The sequence below is a fragment of the Prevotella sp. oral taxon 376 genome (assembly GCF_003043945.1).
Classification (GTDB): domain Bacteria; phylum Bacteroidota; class Bacteroidia; order Bacteroidales; family Bacteroidaceae; genus Prevotella.
The window spans coordinates 224027-241523 of sequence record NZ_PYXG01000001.1 but is presented as its reverse complement, the minus strand read 5'-3'; the positions used below and the strand labels follow the sequence as shown (position 1 = coordinate 241523).

The following is a 17497-nucleotide window of genomic DNA, read 5'->3' as shown; positions in this document are numbered from 1 at the left end:
ATTCCGGTGATTATAAACAATCTATGATCAATAGATAAGTCGTGTTTTCGTTTATACGATATGTATTGGTTAAAATATTTTAATTATTAGCTTTTCTATTCAAGTATTTAAGAATTTATCCATATCTTTGTGAATAAATAAACAATTAGGATTGTGTATATTGCATGCCAGGGGAAAATGCAAACAAAATACGCGTTAGGCGTACCAAAGCGGAGGTAGAGCTTGCCATCAAAAATGCCGCGGCTGAGGAAATTAAACGGCATGGTTTCTCGAATGTGTTTGTTACAAACATCATGACGAGAGCTAAGATAGAACCATCCGTTTTTTATAACCGATACAACAATTTGGATGAATTTTATGATGAATTCGTTCGCGACTACGATTATTGGCTTCACGAAATCGTAAATGGGGAGAAGAATTTGAAACTGGATAAGGAGAGCTATTCTTCAATACTCAAAGGATTATTGGGCTCTCTATTGCAGAATCCGATCATGACGGAACTATTGCGGTGGGAAATCAGTACAGGTAATGACACGACCCGGCGCACGGCGATGTTGCGAGAATTTTCCACGCTTCCTCTTGTCCGGAATAGCGAGGAGCGTTTTCAGGAGAAAGGCTTGGATCTCCCGGCAATCTCCGCGCTGTTGATCGGTGGCATCTATTATCTTGTTTTGCATAAAGACCGTGCGCCGTTCAGCGATATCGACTTAAATACAAAAGAGGGTGTAGACCGGATTCGGAAAGCGTTGGAAGGGTTGTCGCCATTACTGTTTGATGGGATAGCCGAGGTTTAGAAGGGGTTAAGTTGAGGGAGGAGAAAGAAGGCTGTATCTATGATTCCCGTTTCGAAACATGAAATTAAAGCATGTATCAAATTATTTAAATAAAAAAGAAATATGAAAGCAAAAGTCTTATTTACCTTGATTGTGTGCGTCCTTGCAGGCTTCCTGACAAGTTGTAAGGATGATGATGAGTTCGACATCCATATGCTGGATGGGAAGTGGGAGAAGGTGTATGATGCAGGTGCCGTAGCAGAAGGGAGCGTGGAATATGAGTTCCAGGCGAAGGAGTATGTAAACGGTACATTTACGGGAACAATGTTTGTGCATGATGTTTCCGCAGGCGACAGCACCGTTCCTTTCCGTTGGCTATATGGTTCTAGCTCTATTAAACAAAAAGAATTGTATATTGAATATAAGAATGGAAAAGGACAGACCGAGCATCATGCATATTTTGTTGAGGAATTGACCAAAAGCGTATGCAGGCTTGTTTCCACGGAGACCGACGAAAAGGGAAATCCTGTAAATGTAATCAACCTTAGAAAGATAAAATAGTATAACCAGATGAGAATGCCTAAGTTAATTTCATTCCTAATCCTTGCCGCCAGCGCGCTGGCTGTAATGTCATGCAGCAAGACTGATGAGGAAGAACCGGCTGGCAGCGGAAAAACCACGGCGGAGCTAATCGTCAATGGGTCGAATTGGCAATTGCTGCACATCAGGGTGTATGGTGGGGCTACAGCTGTCATCGACAAAGCCAATTACTACTGGGGGGAGATGTCGCTTGACTTCCGGAAAGGCAAATACACCTTTACTTTCACCGACCGGAACGGACGGAAAGAGCCCGAAGTGGTTGAAGAGGGAAACTGCGTGCTCATCCCCGACAACTCACGCTTTGGCGGGCGAATCGAGATGAGTCCTGCGAATGGCAACAGCTATGTCTTTGAGATTGTAGCCAGGGAAGGCAACGACCTCACCCTGGAAACCATCAAGAAGAGCGAGCGACTGCGGTATGAATTCACGAACAGCAACCCTCTTTAGCATAACCTGACCATCAGGGCTGGCGGCCGTCAGCCCTGCCTTTATCTCTTCAGATCCCTGAATTCGGCGAGGAGCTTCATCACCCGATGCTCGATGCGGGCAACGCCGCCGTCGACATCCGACTCGATGTTGAGCGGCAGCACAGGGTCGTGCAGCGACTGGCGTAGCAACAGCCATCCCCGTTCGTCGGGACTGGTGCAGGCGATGCGCACTCCCTCATAGTTCGGCGAAACCAGTTGCCAGTCGGGTTGTGTGGTACAGGAGCCCTTCAGGTGGTCAAGCACGGTCTGCCCGTAGCCCTTGAAGTCAGCATTGCCGATGCCGAACCTTATCTCCTTGCTCTCGCGGGGCTGCCGCAGATCGGCGATGAGGTCTTGCAGTTCCTTGTCCTCCACCCTTAGCCGTGCCGCCTCGATGATGAGCTTCGCCACGAGATAGGCACCGTCGTCGAGGAAGTGGTTCTCGCGCAGGGCGGCGTGCCCGGAGGTCTCTATGGCGAGCCACGACTCTTCTCCACTGTTATTCAGGCGGATAGCCTCGTTGATGACATTCTTGTATCCGCGGCGGAAACGATGATGCCTGCCTTGACGGCGGCTGATGAATTCCGCCAGTCCGTCGGAGGTTACCGAGTCGGTAATGATGGTACTGCCCGGATGCTCGCGCAGGATGATGGCCGCGATGAGGGCAATGAGCGCGTTGCGGTTGATGGGCGAGCCGCTGCGGTCTACGATGGCGGAGCGGTCTACATCGGTGTCGAAGATGATTCCGAGGTCAGCTCTGTTGTTTTGGACGGCCTTGCAGACGGAGGCCATGGCTTCCTTGTTTTCCGGGTTGGGTATGTGGTTGGGGAATCGGCCGTCAGGATTGAGGAACTGGCTCCCTGCCGTGTCCGCCCCCAGGGGCTCAAGCACCTTGTTGGCAAAGAAGCCGCCTGCCCCGTTTCCGGCGTCTACGATGATCTTCATCCCCTTGAGCGGCTGGGGGCCGATGCCGGTTCCCCGACGGATATAATCTACCAGGAATTCACAATATTTCTGCATGAAGTCAGTCCGTTCGATGCTGCCGCCTTCCTGTTTTCCTGTCGTTTCATGAAATTGCGGTGCCAGTTCGAGCATCTTCTGAATGTCGCCCTTGTCGAGTCCGCCGGCTGCCGTGAAGAACTTCAGTCCGTTGCGGTTCCACGGGAGGTGGCTGGCCGTTATCATTACTGCGCCATCTGCGGGCTGCCCCTCGTCTATGGTCGACACGAACATGGCCGGTGTCGACGCCATGCCGAAGTCGAGTACCTTGCAGCCTGCGGTAGCCGCTCCCTCGGCAAACGCTTTCGCGAGAGCCGGACTTGAAAGGCGTGAGTCGCAGCCCACGGCTATTGTCTGCTTCTTTTTTCCGTTTCTTCCTGTGAGCCATGTGGCGAAAGCCCTTGCAAGGGTTCTCGCCACCTCCGCCGTGAGGTTCACGCCTTCACCTTCCACACCCTCGAGAGCAATGCCCCGAATGTCCGATCCGTTCTGTAGTTTTTTCCAGTCCATAGTGTTTTATCGATAGTTGTGAATGTTATTGCTTGTTTGGAGGGTTAATCGCACAATTGCAATATTACGAATAAAATCTGTAAAAATACCATAAATGTCTACTTTTATAATAAGGAAATAGCATAAAAGACAATAGAGATGCTTACTTTTAGAAATAAACAACAAAAAGACAATTATTCCTGTCTACTAAAATGAGGCTCCTACAAAGATTGCTACAATAAAAATACATTATCATGAGAAAATGCAATTAATTCATGGCGTATTCATTGAAAAAGTGTATGGCTTCCTTGTCTGTATCATCGAAAAAGTGTATATTTGCGGAAAATAATCGATTATGAAGAGAAAAGCGTTTAAGCAGCTTAAGACATGGAAGGGGAGCAAGGATAGGAAACCGCTCATACTTCTTGGTGCCCGGCAGGTGGGCAAAACATGGCTCATGAGAGAGTTCGGTAAGGCGTGCTATGAGTCAGTGGCTTATATTAACTGCGATGCTGAACCATTGGCAAAGAAATTGTTTGTCGATGATTATAACATAGAGCGGATATTGTTTGCAGTCCAGGCTATTTCGGGCGTCAAGCCTGAACCTGGAAAGACTTTGATTATCTTTGATGAGATACAGGAGGCGCCGCGTGGCCTTCATAGCTTAAAATATTTTCAGGAGAATGCGCCTAAATACCATGTGATGGCGGCAGGTTCTTTGTTAGGTATCACCCTTCATCAGGGAGATTCGTTTCCTGTAGGCAAGGTGGATATGCTCTCTATTCACCCGATGGATTATGAAGAGTTCTTAGAAGCAAATGGCGAAGATGCCTTGTTACAGCTCCATCATCAGGGCGATTGGAAGATGATAGACGCATTTGCACCAAAATTCATAGAGCAGTTACGCTATCATTATTTTGTTGGCGGTATGCCTGAAGTGGTTTCGCACTTTATTCAGAATCACGATTTTGCAGAAGTGCGCAGACTTCAGCAGAATATCTTAGAAGCTTATCGCAATGATATTTCCAAGCATAGTTCCAAGACAGAGAGCGTACGCATTGGACAGGTGTTGGATAGTTTGCCCTCGCAACTGGCAAAGGAAAACAAGAAGTTTTTCTATGGTGTCATCAAGCAGGGCGCGCGTGCCAAGGAGTATGAGCTTGCCATTCAATGGCTCATTGATGCAGGAATCATTCACAAGGTGAGCAGGGTAAAAGAAATCCAGTTGCCCGTTAAGTTTTATGAAGATCTGAGCGCTTTTAAACTCTTCTTGGTCGATTGCGGTTTGTTTGCCTGTATGGCTAATGCTCCTGCCAAGCAAATGCTCATTGGTGATAATGTGTTTAAGGAGTTCAAGGGTTCTTTCACAGAGCAATATGTATTGCAACTGCTCGTTGCCCAAGACTTCACGCCTTATTACTGGAGTAACGACACAACCCCTGCCGAGATAGACTTTGTTATCCAGGCAGATGACCGAGTAATTCCCATTGAGGTGAAAGCCGAAGAGAATGTCCGTGCCCGTTCCATGAAAACTTATATCGACAACCATCCTGAGGCCCGTTTGAAGGGCCTTCGTATTTCAATGAAAGGATATGTGGATCAGGGCTGGATGGAGAATGTGCCGCTGTATGGGGTGATAGAGAATATATTTAAGAAGGGGAATATAAAAGGGGAATGGCAAACAATATAAATTTGCAGTTAGGCATTGCCAAGATAGGTGAACTGCTGATAAAGAATGAGATTTCGCGAGTGCGTGGAGGAGAGGCATTGAAAGGTATTAATTTGAAGATACCGAACTACCAACGCCCATATAAGTGGACAGCCAAGAATGCCATCCAGCTACTTGACGACATTATCGATGCCAAGAATTCGAACAAGGAAGTTTATCGCGTCGGTACACTTATCCTGCATTACAACGAGAACGACAGGTGTTACAATATCGTGGATGGTCAGCAGCGCATAATGACTTTTGTCCTTTTGCTTACGACACTTTGTGAAAACCATATCGATTTTCTGAAGGAGAAATTGCCAGATAATCCATCTACCCGGGAGAATATTGCTAATAATTTCAGAGCGTTTGAACGCCGATGTGATGCCATGGTAGACGAGCACACAAGGACGAATATCTTTAAGGATCACCAGGAGGCTTTGCGCAAAGACCGTGCAATAACAGAACTTCGTGACTTTGTCGAACAGCAATGCGAACTTATTGTAGTCATCACTAATAACATATCAGAGGCTTTTCAGTTTTTTGATTCCCAGAACGCTCGTGGAAAAAAGCTCTATCCGCACGACCTACTAAAGGCATATCACCTTAGAGAGATGGATGGAATAGAAGAAACAGAGACCGAGAGAATTGTAAAGCGATGGGAAAACATCGATCAAAAGGATCTTGCAAGTCTTTTTGCTGAATATTTATATAGAGTAAGAGAATGGGTACATGGTAATAAGGCATGGGGGCTTAATGAGCACAATATTGACAAATTCAAGGGAATCAGCAGACATGATAACTTACCTTATGCCCAATTTTATAAGGGGGCATATGCTTATGCAGAAATGTTGAATCAATCTGCTATGCCCTTTGTCTCTGGAATGAGAGAATTGAACCCTTTCCAGATTGACGCGCCCATTATATCAGGAAAACCATTCTTTGATTACACGAATCATTATTTCAATATTCTGAAGGATATTCAGAATAACGACAAATATATGGGTTATTTCATTAATGGCAACAAAATTGTGGAAACGCGGGATCTGAGAAAATATAAAAATGGTATAGGAAACCGAATTATCCGCAATCTCTTTGATTTGGCGGCATTGCTCTATGTCGACCGTTTCTGCCCTGATAAACCGACAAGATTAGATATTGATATCTTTGAACAGTTTGTCGTCATGGATTTTATTTGGGCATACTCATTGAGGGCGCAATACAGTAATTTGGGTTGGTTGTCAGCTCAAAACTATATCATGGGTAATGGTCGTATCAACTCGTTTAATCTTTACAAATGTATTGCGGAGGCATCGTCGCCGACAATTTTGCTCAGTGAACTTGCTGGCCGTATTCATCCTTTGACCAAGGCTGTGGTCAAAGCTAATACTGAAGATATTGACGAGAATGACAAGAATATCTATCAGAATTACCTACATTATTTTGTTGAATACAAGTTTTATATCAAATAGAATATGAATGATAATCTGCCTCTCCAAGAACTGTCTATAAATAGTATCTTCAATAGTCCAGAAAATATTACATACGAGATACCTATCTATCAGCGTAATTATGCATGGGAAAACGAAGAAATAACAGCATTGGTAAATGATGTATGGGATGCCTGCAAAATGAAGAAGGAAACTTATTTCATAGGTACTCTGGTATCCTACGATAAAGGTGAAAATAAATATGAGGTCATAGATGGCCAGCAACGCTTGACAACACTTTACCTTATTATGAAGGCATTAGGTGAGAAGACTGGTAGCAAACTGACTTATCGGGCACGAGAAAAGTCTAATCGTACTATAGGCACATTGTCCGGTATGGATAGTGATGATGTCGACTTTGGAATCCAACAAGGATATTATATAGTGAAACATGCAATCAATGAGGTTGTTGGTGATACACAAAAGAAATGTTTTGCAAACTATTTGCTTGAGCAGGTACATATTATACATTATAATGTGCCAAGAGATGTAGACCTAAACCATTATTTTGAGGTGATGAACTCGCGTGGGGAGCAGTTGGAGAAGCATGAGATAGTAAAAGCGAAACTTATTGCGTATCTTGACGAAAGTGATCGGAATAAGTTTGCCATGATATGGCAGGCATGTAGCGAAATGAATGTATATGTACAGATGAGATATCCTCAGGCCGAATCTGTCTTCGGGCAAGATTTGCGGACATTCAAGTATTTTGAAGTATCATTTGATGATCTTCCTGATATTGGGGGAAATCATAAGGTGCATACTCTGGAGGAGTTTATCAAAGGAGTTTCTGGCACTAATGTTTCGGACGATGGGTTTGGTAGAACGGAGGTATTCCAGCCTATTATCGACTTTCCAAACTTCTTGCTTATCGTACTGAAGATCACTCGTATGAGTGAATCTGGTTTTGAGCCGGGAAGTTTTATCCTTGACGACAAGGAACTTATCAATGCTTTTGAGAATGCTAAGCCGGACAGAGACTTTGTCAAACGCTTTGGCTTTAATCTTCTTAGGGCGAAGTATCTTCTTGATAACTATGTTGTACACCATGCCGATGAAGCAGATACCCCTGACAGTAATCCGTGGCAGTTGGAGCATTGGCAGCATGAGGGTAAGTCCTATTATTCCAGAAATCTTTCTGAAGACAAGAATTTGCAGGAAAGGCTGGTCCAGCTGCTATCGATGTTTGAGGTGTCTTTCACCCCTCGTCAGCGCAAGAACTATTTGTTCTACTGCTTGCTTCATCTTTTTAGCGATAGAGACCTTCGGCATTATTGTACTTTCCTGTCGAGATTGGCAGATAAGTATTTCTTTGACATCTATCTGAATAAAATGTATCTAAACGAGATCAATACCCCATTGCCGGGATCCTTTGACAGTGTTGTACTCAAAAAGGGGAGAATAGATGTGGAGGCACATAATGCCATCTCTGACTTTGTTAGCATCTATGGCGATGGTAGTGAGAAATCGAAAGGTATTCCGTTGTTTGTTTTCAATTACATGGACTATCGGTTATGGGAGATGTATGCTGAAACCCTATCGGGAAAGAAACTGCGGGAAAGTGATTATATGCGTCAGGCTTTTTTCCGTCAACTGGGCTGCTCAGACTTTGGGCAAAAGGTATTCGATCAATTCTATTTCTCGCGCACTCGCCGTTCATTAGAACACTTCTTTCCGCAAGCTAATGTCGGAAGTATCATGAACGAAAACGAAATCAACAGCTTCGGCAATTATGCCATGATAGGCAGCGAAGTTAACAGCTCTGGTTCATGCTGGAGTCCCAAAGCAAAACTTATTCGTTATTTGGATTCGTCCGGAAAAATATCAAGAGTGGGTGTGGCTTCGCTGAAGTTTATGATTATGATGCAAATGTGTCAAGATAATGTGAATAGTGGGAATAGAGAAGCAGGCCATGAATGGAATTTCGAAGATGTGAAGAGACATCAAGCGGCGATGCTAAAGATTCTGATGGGAGGCTGACAGTACCCATGATTATTGCGAAAGGAAATAGGTTACAGGATTGGGAATCTGTAAAAACAAGATAAAAACATCGTCTTTAAGGTGAAAAAACAGGCATCTCTTGCGGCATGTATCAATATTTTTTCCTATTTTTGCAGAAAACGACAAGACTATGCGAAAGATCAGGAACCCGTGGTTGGACAGGGAGGGGTATGACTGCTTCGGCTGTGCGCCGGGCAATCCGATAGGACTTCATATGGAATTCTTCGAGGACGGAGACGACATCATCTCTTTCTGGCACCCCTCGGAGCACTATCAGGGATGGGTGGAGACACTGCACGGAGGCATCCTTTCCACCCTCATCGACGAGACCTGTGGATGGGTGGTTATGCGGAAGCTCCAGACTACGGGCGTTACGAGCCGACTCGACTTGCGATACCGGGTGCCCGTGAAATCGACCGACTCACTCCTCACGGTGAAGGCTCGCCTCACCGACCAGAAGCGCAACCTCGTCTTCATGCATGCGACGATAGCCAACAGCAATGCCGAGATCTGCGTGGAGGCTGATGTGGTGTACTATGCGATGAGCCAGGAAAAGGCGCGGGAGATGGGTTTCACCCATTGCGAAGTGGAAGACGAGCAATTGCTTTCCATGTAGTTCTCCCTTTTAGGGAGGAGTAGGAAGTAAGGGGAAAAGAACTAAAAGAGATTTTCTCCGCAGTCCTTTCCCATAGGGAGGGAGTTCCCCCACTACAGGAAAGGATCGTGGAGGTCGGTCTGTTTCTCCTTTCTTTGAAGGGCTGCCATTGCCCATAGACCGGGTTGTTGCTGTCTGCGCCGGCGGTGCAAGGGACAAACGAGGGAGACAATGGTCGTGGGGAGAATTTTTCTCTGCCGTATATAAGGGTGTTACAAGCAGTTTGTAACAGGATTACACGCTGCTTGTAACACCGTTACACACCGCTTGTAACATTCGGGGGAGCATCTGTCGGCGAACGGGGTGGCCACCTCCTGGCTTGCGGTCTTGCGTGCCCCGTGCTCTTGGAGGGCTTTTGTCGTTATGTAAAGGGATGCGTCCGGATGTCGATGTCGAGCCTTTCGAGTGCCATTCTCATTTCCTCGAGGGGGGTCTCGGAGAAGTGATTGGGATAGAATATCTTGGGCTTCACCATCATGGCGGGCCTTTCGGAGCAGGGCGGGTGGCATCCTGTGGAGAACCGTGCGATGCAGGTAAGGACCCTGTTCCTGATCTTTATTTTCTCCCGGTCTTGTCAAATTTTATTCTTGTAAACTCAAATCCCATCGATCGGAGCAGATTGTCGAACTGCAGGGCGGCGTTCTTCTCGGCTATCTCGATATTCTTCCGGTTCATGCAGCGCTGTTTCATGACCCTGTAGGCTTTCTCGTAGAGCGCTTTCCGGTCGGCTTGCGACCATGATCCTGACTCATGGAACGACAGGGTCCTGGCCTCGTCGATGAAATCGTTGTCGAGCAATTCTATCGGGGGAAGCGTCGCCACGACAGTGTCCTTGTCGGTGGCAATCCAGCCCGGCATCACCTTGTGGAGGTTCACGCCCAGCCGCAGGGTGCCGTAATAGATTCTGACGAGCTCGCTGTCGCCAAAGAAACCGTGGCTCACAGTATCCACCAGCTCCTCGTCGCTGATGGAGAGAAACTCCCATTCACCGATGTTTTCTATCGATTTCACTTGCGTCGGGGTGATGTTGATTCTGTCGTTCGTGCTCAAGGAAAGGTGGTTGTCGCGGTTGAGCCATGCCAGTGAGAAGACTGCCATGAGGACGACGAGGATGGCCGAGGCTATGATCATCCATGCCGTGATCGAGATGCGCGCAGTCAGCCGCTTGAGTGTATCTCGGAGATTATTGGATTGTCTTTCCATTTTCTATCGTCGTTTTATCAATCAGCCGCCGGATGTCCTTGAGCGTGAAGTCCTTGCGGAAGGTGATCCTGATGTTTTCCCGCTTGTAGCCCATCTGCTCCATCATGGGGATGAGGATGCTCGCCGCGTTGGAGCGGGCCGTCTCTATGATGCCGAGCCTCGGGATGACCTTCACGATCTGGTCGCGTCCCTGCTGCTCATAGCTCGTCAGCTCCTCGTCGGTGAAGTTGCTCCTTGTGAACGCCACATACTGTTTTGCGTCCTCATGGTTTATCCTCGTGCTCGTGAGCACCACCTTCGGGTCGGGCAGTATCACCTCGATTCGGTTGCCCTGCTTGCGTATGTTCTTCTCCGAAAAGTCGCTGAAGTCGATGTAGGCTTTTACCGTCGCGTCCAGCGGGAGAGCTATCTTGCGCTTGCCCAGCGGGAGGTCGATGCTGAAATCCTTGTTCATGAACGAGCCTTCCAGTTTCTTCGTGTCATCGTGCGTGATGATTTTGTGGAGCTGGTATTCGGCCGTGTAGAGGCGCGAGCACCGCTGTATCTGCATCACCATCATGGGAATGGTGTCGAGGGCAGAGGCGTCTGGCTCTGTCTTCCTTCCCGAGCAGGAGGACAGCAGTATGATGAACAAGGTGAGGTATAATACTGGTGGTTTCATCCCTAATAAATAGTTAATATCGAGACAAAGGTAACAAAAAAGCGATAAAATGATGACGGTAAACCTGAAAAAATCTTAATCGATTAAACTTTTGCCGGCCTCCGTCGTCAAATAAGCAATTGTGTTTAAGAAAAGAGATTATCAATTTAAAATCGAAAAAAGATGAAAAGACTGATTCTGGCTATCGTAGCCGTATTCGCAATGTCAGGTGCAGTCCTGGCACAGGATGTAGATAATAAGGACGGAAAGAAACCCGACAAGGCCGAGATGGTTCAGCGCCACACCGACCGGATGGTCAAGCGATATGACCTGAACGACCAGCAGGCCAAGAAACTGAAGAAGCTGAACGAGGAATATGCCGACAAGCTGCCCATGCCGGGTGGTCTCCGGCCTGGCGGGAAGGGCCATGTGTGCCCCCATCATCACATGAATAAAGATGATGCCAAGCAGCCTCAGGCCGATGGTACGACGGGGGCGACAGTCCAGAAATGCTCCCTGAGCAAGGAAGAGAAGGACAAGAAGCGCAATGAGAGGAAGCTGGCTCGTGAGGCTTACGACAAAGAGCTGGAGAAAATTCTCGGCAGCGAGAAGTTCTCTGAATATCAGCGCGACTGCAAGCAGTTCATGAATCGCGGGCCTCGTCGTCAGGACGGGATGGACGGAAAGCCATGCTGTGGCAACTGTCGTGCGGACAAGAGCGAGAAAAAATAAGAGAATTGCGTATATAGTTGAGAGATTCAATAGGTTATAAAGGTCATTTGATTGGGGCGTCTCCGTAAATCGGGGGCGCCTTTTTTGTGTTCTCGGGATTTTTGATTATCTTTGTAACGAATAAAACTTAGCCATAAAATGAAGAGTAGACTTTCCCTTGTCTTGTTGCTCCTGTCGGCCCTGTTGCTCGCCTCGTGCGGCAAGAAAAAGAATGAGAATGAGATTATCACCCATAAACCCAAGGTCGTGAAGCCTTCCGCCGTCCGCAAGATGGGCGACTATCGCCAGCAGACAAAGGTGGCATGGGCGGGCTCGGAGTATACGATTGACCTCTATTTCCATGCCGACTTCTCGCTGCCGGTAATCTCCGAAGGGGAACAGCGGTATTATGACAACCGCACCACGCTCCGCATTTTGCGGAAGGACGGCTCGGAATTCCTGAAGCGTGAATTTGCGAAGAGCGATTTCCAGCCATACATCAGCGCCTCCTTCGCGAAGAACGGAGCCTTTCTCGGTGTAGTCTTCGACAAGGCTGAAGGCGACAAGCTGATTTTTGCGGCAAGCGTGGGCTCACCCGACAAGTCGAGCGATGAGTATATCCCGCTGGTGGTAAAGGTCGACCGCACGGGCAGCATCACCATCAGCAAGGACACCCAACTGGACACCATCTCTCCGGAGGGAGTGTCCGATGAATCGGAGGAAGACGGCGTATAGTCTTGAAGCACTCTGCTCCCTGACATCCTGAATACACTCAACAATAGGGAAAAACACCTGCGATTTAGGGATAATCCCCCGTTGCCGTATGGATTTTTCTTCTATCTTTGCGGTATAAAACAAGATGTATAACGATTAAAGGAGTGCTATTATGAAAAAGAATATATTGGCAATAGCAGGTCTTACGGCGATGATGGTGAGTCTTTCATCATGTGGCTCGTTCTTGAGTGTGGGTGCGGGAGTTTCGGCTTATGACGACTCTTATTACTACGATGACTATAGCAGTTATGGCTTGTTCAGCTACAGCGACGCCCGGAATCAGGCCCTTTACTTGTCGGATAAGATGGCTTACGAGATGGGATTGAACGCGGCCCAGTATGCGGCAGTCTATGAAATCAACCTCGACTATCTGCTCAATGTGCGCAGTTACAATGACTTTTATGGTTCCTATTGGGCTCGCCGTAACTCCGATTTGCGGTATGTGCTCTCCCGTTACCAGTACAATTACTATACGGATGCCGGCTATTTCTATCGTCCGCTGGGATATTATAACAACACCGTGGTATACAATATATATAATAGGTATCACGATCCGGGCTATTATTATTATGAGCGGCCGAACAACTATGCGTCCTATCGGGGTGGCCATAACCGCACGGGCAGCAGCTATTATGCAAATCGCAGCTTCGGCGGAAGAACCGACAACATCCGTCGCAACAACCCGGTGAGAGGTTCTGCGGAAAGAACTGCCCCACAATATAACGGTGGTTTGGGCAACGGGAATGAGCGCGTGTTCGGCGGCAGGGTAGGCAATGACCGCAGGGTATCTACCGGGCGCGTAAACGGCAATGGCAGTTTTGGCGGCGGCAATGCCCGTCAGCAGGCGAACACAACCCAGGACAGGGCCGGCGGAAGTATCAATACGCCTGCTCAGAGACATACGGAAGGAAGTGGTAACCGCAACTTCGGAAGTCGCTCCACGACACCTCCATCCACTGTAACCCGTTCTTCCACTTTCGGGAACAGTAGCCCGTCGACGAGTGCCCCCCAGCGTCAGAGCACCCCTTCAGGCGGTAGTTTCGGCAACGGACATAGATAATATTAACCCTTCATGAGCTGCTGATGGGCACTTTCAAAGGTTTTTGGGTAATGCCCTTGCAGACACAGGTTTACAAGGCAGTTGGCCGCAAGCTCCACTTCGCTTAGGTCAACGCCTTTTTCTCGCGTTACTTCTTTCCCGAGGCACACCTCCCAGGTTGAGTCAAAGCAGCTGTCTTCGGCTCCCATATATGACAACGAGCCTTTCTCATCGCGAAGGGTCTGAAACCGGATGACCTTCTTTGAGGGCACTGGACGCATGTTGACCATGATGTCGTAAGCCACCTGTAATTGTGATCGGAACCTGTTTGTTCCGGGGAACATTTCATTAATGATGGGCATAAGTTCATCAAAGCCGTAAGCCTGAAGTAAATGTGTCAGTTTCATATTCTATTCTATAATTTTTTAAATTCGCGTTTCCGTAGCTCGAGGAGACAGGCGGCGCAGGTGGTCGGAGCCGCGCCCGGCCGATTGCTTGGGCGCTCTTCCGTTCTTCCGGAAGTTTTCCTCGTCGGAGAAATCCTCATGTGTGCGGTATCTCGCGACACCCCATTTCTTCCACGAGAAATATCAGCTTCTCGGGACAGTGTATTCCTTTGGTCATAAAATCTTCATGGCTATGTGGGCACAAGCTTCCGCGTCGGCCAGCGCATGGTGGTGTCTCGTCAGGTCGAAACCGCACCGCATGGCTACGGTCTGCAGCTGATAGTTCTCAATGGTGCCTCGCGGAAAGGCTTTCCGTGCACCAATCAGCGTGCAATAAAACCGGTAATCCGGATATTCCATGCCGTAAGCCAGAAACACGGCCTTCAAGCAGTTCTCGTCGAAAGCCTTGTTGTGAGCCACCAGAGGCAAGTGTCTGATTTTGGGAACAATCTCCGCCCATACTTCCGGGAAGGGCGGCGCGTCCTCGGTGTCTTTGTAAACGAGGCCATGGACGGCCGTCGTGAATTGGGTGTAATAATTGGGAATAGGACGAATGAGGTGATAGTATGAATCGGTAATTCTACCATTCTCTACTATCACCGCACCCGCGCTGCAAACACTGGTCCTACAGCCGTTTGCCGTTTCAAAGTCTATCGCTGCGAAATCTTTCAACAACCTCTTTCCCGATTGTCTGTTTTCCTGATTAGAATTTAGCCATCTTGATGGCGTCCACGGCACACTCGTCGCCCTTGTTACCTAACCTTCCGCCACTGCGCTCCCTGGCTTGTTCCAGGTTGTCGGTGGTGAGAAGTCCATAGATAACGGGGATATTCTGGCTGGCGTTGAGGCGGGCTATGCCGTAGGTAACGCCCTCGCAGATATAGTCGAAATGCGGCGTTTCACCCCGGATGACGCTGCCGAGGATGATGACGGCGTCGAATCCGTCGTTTTTCGTCATCTGCTGGGCACCGTAGATGAGCTCAAAGCTTCCCGGAACGGTTTTCACATGAATGTTCTCGGGCAGGCATCCGTGCTTCTCCAGTGTCTTGACGGCACCGTCAAGCAGGGCTCCCGTGATCTCCTGATTCCATTCCGCGACCACGATGCCGAAGCACATGTTGCTGGCATCAGGCACTTTGGCCGGGTCGTAGTCTGACAGATGATGTAGTGCGGTGGCCATTACTTGTCCTGTGCGCGTTCGATATACTTGTCGATCTCCTGGCTCTGGACGAGGGCGGAGTTCACATATTTTTCCTTGATATCCTTGTAGATGCCGAGAGCCTCGCCGGTCTTGTTCTGACTTTCGAGGATGATGGCTGCCTGCAGGAGGAAAGTAGGGGCGAGGCTGTTGTTGACGCCGCTACGGGTTTCGGAGTCTGCCATGTCGGCTGCTTTCTTCAGATTGCTTACCGCCTTGTCGAGTTGGTTTACATGGGCATAGGCGTTTCCGAGTGCGGCTACCGCTGCCGGGCTGACCATGGCATCATCGGAAGGCGAATATTCATCCAGATATTTCACGGCTTCCTGCCACTTGCCCAGGTTGGCATAGCAAAGGCCGGCATAGAGGTTGGCAAGATTGCCGGCATCCGTACCGCTGTAGTCGGAGGCAATCTTGGCGAAACCCGCATAGGAAGCGCCGTCTCCGTTGAGGGCTTTGTCAAAGCTCTCCTGGTTGAAATACTGCTGTCCCAGACCGAGAGCCGTACTTGCCTTCTCCTCCCGGGGGGCGGAAACAAAGTACTTGTAGCTGAAGATGCCGGCGATGATTACGAGCAGTGCAACGACTGCGATGATGAGAGGCTTCTTGTATTTGGTGATAAAAGCCTCAGAGATGGTGAACGCCTCTGCCGCGGGCGCTTGCTCTTGTTTTTTTGCCATTTTATTGATTGTTTTTTATTTTGTGTCTGAATCGTTTGCCATCGTCATCGACCGACAGGCCTATAATGGCGCAGCAAATTTACTCAAATTATCTCACATATTGAAATTTATTCCTTACTTTTTTCGTTTTTCAATGATAAAAGGCGTAACTTTGCAATCACAACGCAGGCAGAAAGACAGCTGCTTGTAGGATTCCAGGCATATGATTCTTAAGAAAATCTCGATTCTCAACTACAGGAATATCCGTGAGGCAACGCTCGATTTATCGTCCAAGATGAATTGCCTCATCGGGCAGAACGGTGTGGGGAAGACCAATTTCCTCGATGCCGTCTATTATCTGTCGTTCTGTCGGAGCGCCTTCAATCCTGTCGACTCCCAGGTGATCACCCACGATCAGGACTTCTTCGTTCTCGAGGGAACCTACGAGAATGAAAGCGGCGACAGCGAGCGGATTTACTGCGGGATGAAGCGGGGGGTGAAAAAGCACTTCAAACGCAACAAGAAGGAGTATCGCCGGCTTTCCCAGCACATAGGTCTGATTCCGCTCATCTTCGTCTCGCCGTCCGATTCTGTCCTCATCGAGGGAGGCTCCGAGGAACGCCGCCGCCTGATGGATGTGGTGATTTCCCAGTACGACAACCCTTATATCGAGGCTCTCAGCCGCTATAACAAGGCCTTGCAGCAGCGCAATGCACTATTGAGGATGGAGGAAGAGCCCGACCAGGCCCTCCTCGAGATATGGGAGGAGGAGATGGCGTCGCAGGGGGAGTTGATTTTCCGGAAACGGGAGGCTTTCGTGCAGGAGTTGATACCGATATTCCAGTCAATTTATCAGACAGTTTCCTGCGGGAGCGAGGTGGTCTCGCTGAGCTATGTCTCCCATTGTCAGCGGGGGCCTCTGCTGGAGGTCATACGCCGCGACAGACTGAAAGACCGTGCCGTGGGCTACAGTCTTCACGGCATTCACCGTGATGACCTGGAGATGCTGATAGACGGATATCCCATGCGTCGTGAGGGAAGTCAGGGACAGAGCAAGACTTTTGTCCTTGCGCTGAAGCTCGCCCAGTTTGACTTTCTCAAGCGCACGGCCTCTACGACGGTGCCGCTGCTCCTGCTGGACGACATCTTCGACAAACTCGATGCCCGTCGCGTGGAGCAGATCGTGAAGCTTGTCTCGGGCGAAAATTATGGACAAATCTTCATTACGGATACCAATCGCGACCATCTCGACCAAATTCTTGCCCACAACGGCTTTGATTACAGGTTGTTTGAGGTCGATGGCGGGGAGATCCGCGAGCGGAAGGAGGAGTTGTATGTTCAGGCGTAAGGTGGAGTCGCTGGCGGATGTCATCAACAAGTTGCTCCGCGACGAGGGCTTGGAAACGCCGCTGAAGCAGAAGCGGCTGATAGATTCCTGGGAGCTGGTTGCCGGAAAGACCGTGGCGAAATATACCGGCGAGAAGTTTATCAAGAACCAGACGCTCTTCGTGAAAATCACCAACCCGGCCTTGCGACAGGACTTAAGCATGATGCGCACGCAGCTGCTGAAGCGGCTAAACACGCAGGTGGGCGGCATGATCATTACCGATATACGATTCTTCTGACGGTTTCCCATCCGATTACA

At 48.6% G+C, this 17497-nt stretch carries 19 protein-coding genes; 12 read left to right on the top strand and 7 right to left on the bottom strand.

Translation table 11 applies throughout. The features are described from left to right. Positions 1-293 precede the first annotated feature (293 nt). The 3 genes from C7120_RS01040 to C7120_RS01030 all read left to right on the top strand — a co-directional run bounded on the left by C7120_RS01040 (position 294) and on the right by C7120_RS01030 (position 1820). The gene (locus C7120_RS01040; RefSeq protein ID WP_233246991.1) at positions 294-794 is read left to right on the top strand and encodes a hypothetical protein; all 501 of its coding nucleotides are present in this window, start codon (positions 294-296) and stop codon (positions 792-794) included. 102 nt (positions 795-896) lie between these two features. Next, positions 897-1334, top strand: a complete 438-nt coding sequence (locus C7120_RS01035; RefSeq protein ID WP_107619994.1) for a hypothetical protein — start codon at positions 897-899, stop codon at positions 1332-1334. A 15-nt stretch (positions 1335-1349) separates the two neighbouring features. Next, a complete protein-coding gene (locus C7120_RS01030) occupies positions 1350-1820 on the top strand; it encodes a hypothetical protein (RefSeq protein ID WP_146154183.1) in 471 nt (156 codons plus the stop codon). Between the two features lie 41 nt (positions 1821-1861). On the opposite strand, the gene C7120_RS01025 is transcribed toward C7120_RS01030, so the two are convergent. Then, positions 1862-3349 (bottom strand): phosphomannomutase/phosphoglucomutase, encoded by a 1488-nt coding sequence (locus C7120_RS01025; RefSeq protein ID WP_107619992.1) that lies wholly within the window; start codon positions 3347-3349, stop codon positions 1862-1864. Between the two features lie 334 nt (positions 3350-3683). Here C7120_RS01025 and C7120_RS01020 point away from each other — a divergent pair, with 334 nt between their 5' ends. From C7120_RS01020 to C7120_RS01005, 4 genes are all read left to right on the top strand, one after another. Continuing rightward, complete coding sequence (locus C7120_RS01020; protein ID WP_107619991.1) at positions 3684-5018, top strand: ATP-binding protein; 1335 nt, start codon at positions 3684-3686, stop codon at positions 5016-5018. After that, the gene (locus tag C7120_RS01015) at positions 5003-6508 is read left to right on the top strand and encodes a DUF262 domain-containing protein (protein ID WP_107619990.1); all 1506 of its coding nucleotides are present in this window, start codon (positions 5003-5005) and stop codon (positions 6506-6508) included. Before C7120_RS01020 ends, C7120_RS01015 begins: the two co-directional genes overlap by 16 nt. 3 nt (positions 6509-6511) lie before the next feature. Then, positions 6512-8506 (top strand): DUF262 domain-containing protein, encoded by a 1995-nt coding sequence (locus C7120_RS01010; RefSeq protein ID WP_107619989.1) that lies wholly within the window; start codon positions 6512-6514, stop codon positions 8504-8506. Positions 8507-8657: 151 nt separating this feature from the next. Continuing rightward, on the top strand, positions 8658-9143 hold the full coding sequence (locus tag C7120_RS01005) for a PaaI family thioesterase (RefSeq protein WP_107619988.1): 486 nt from the start codon (positions 8658-8660) through the stop codon (positions 9141-9143). A gap of 594 nt (positions 9144-9737) precedes the next feature. Here C7120_RS01005 and C7120_RS01000 read toward each other — a convergent pair. Both C7120_RS01000 and C7120_RS00995 read right to left on the bottom strand, forming a co-directional pair. Continuing rightward, positions 9738-10385, bottom strand: a complete 648-nt coding sequence (locus C7120_RS01000) for a DUF4230 domain-containing protein (RefSeq protein ID WP_107619987.1) — start codon at positions 10383-10385, stop codon at positions 9738-9740. Next, positions 10366-11046 carry a DUF4230 domain-containing protein gene (locus C7120_RS00995; protein WP_107619986.1) on the bottom strand — a complete coding sequence of 227 codons (681 nt, stop codon included), beginning with the start codon at positions 11044-11046 and terminating at the stop codon, positions 10366-10368. The genes C7120_RS01000 and C7120_RS00995 overlap by 20 nt, the downstream gene beginning before the upstream one ends. Before the next feature lie 162 nt (positions 11047-11208). Between C7120_RS00995 and C7120_RS00990 the strand changes: the two genes are divergently transcribed. The 3 genes from C7120_RS00990 to C7120_RS00980 all read left to right on the top strand — a co-directional run bounded on the left by C7120_RS00990 (position 11209) and on the right by C7120_RS00980 (position 13570). Then, a complete protein-coding gene (locus tag C7120_RS00990) occupies positions 11209-11757 on the top strand; it encodes a DUF4890 domain-containing protein (RefSeq protein ID WP_107619985.1) in 549 nt (182 codons plus the stop codon). 138 nt (positions 11758-11895) lie between these two features. Beyond that, on the top strand, positions 11896-12471 hold the full coding sequence (locus C7120_RS00985; RefSeq protein ID WP_107619984.1) for a DUF4738 domain-containing protein: 576 nt from the start codon (positions 11896-11898) through the stop codon (positions 12469-12471). A gap of 151 nt (positions 12472-12622) precedes the next feature. Further along, positions 12623-13570, top strand: a complete 948-nt coding sequence (locus C7120_RS00980; RefSeq protein WP_146154182.1) for a hypothetical protein — start codon at positions 12623-12625, stop codon at positions 13568-13570. A gap of 2 nt (positions 13571-13572) precedes the next feature. Here the strand turns inward: C7120_RS00980 and C7120_RS00975 are convergent, their stop codons facing one another. The 4 genes from C7120_RS00975 to C7120_RS00960 form a co-directional block, all read right to left on the bottom strand. Continuing rightward, entirely contained in the window at positions 13573-13956 is a 384-nt protein-coding gene (locus C7120_RS00975; RefSeq protein WP_107619982.1) for a hypothetical protein, read from the bottom strand. A gap of 213 nt (positions 13957-14169) precedes the next feature. Beyond that, positions 14170-14667 (bottom strand): 3'-5' exonuclease, encoded by a 498-nt coding sequence (locus tag C7120_RS00970; RefSeq protein WP_107619981.1) that lies wholly within the window; start codon positions 14665-14667, stop codon positions 14170-14172. A 31-nt stretch (positions 14668-14698) separates the two neighbouring features. After that, positions 14699-15175, bottom strand: a complete 477-nt coding sequence (gene ribH / locus C7120_RS00965) for a 6,7-dimethyl-8-ribityllumazine synthase (protein ID WP_107619980.1) — start codon at positions 15173-15175, stop codon at positions 14699-14701. Beyond that, a complete protein-coding gene (locus C7120_RS00960) occupies positions 15175-15873 on the bottom strand; it encodes a tetratricopeptide repeat protein (RefSeq protein ID WP_107619979.1) in 699 nt (232 codons plus the stop codon). Before C7120_RS00960 ends, ribH begins: the two co-directional genes overlap by 1 nt. Before the next feature lie 202 nt (positions 15874-16075). Here C7120_RS00960 and C7120_RS00955 point away from each other — a divergent pair, with 202 nt between their 5' ends. Together C7120_RS00955 and C7120_RS00950 are read left to right on the top strand one after the other, a co-directional pair. Continuing rightward, the gene (locus C7120_RS00955) at positions 16076-17200 is read left to right on the top strand and encodes a DNA replication/repair protein RecF (RefSeq protein ID WP_107619978.1); all 1125 of its coding nucleotides are present in this window, start codon (positions 16076-16078) and stop codon (positions 17198-17200) included. Beyond that, entirely contained in the window at positions 17187-17477 is a 291-nt protein-coding gene (locus tag C7120_RS00950; RefSeq protein WP_107619977.1) for a DUF721 domain-containing protein, read from the top strand. Before C7120_RS00955 ends, C7120_RS00950 begins: the two co-directional genes overlap by 14 nt. The last annotated feature ends 20 nt before the right edge of the window (positions 17478-17497 follow it).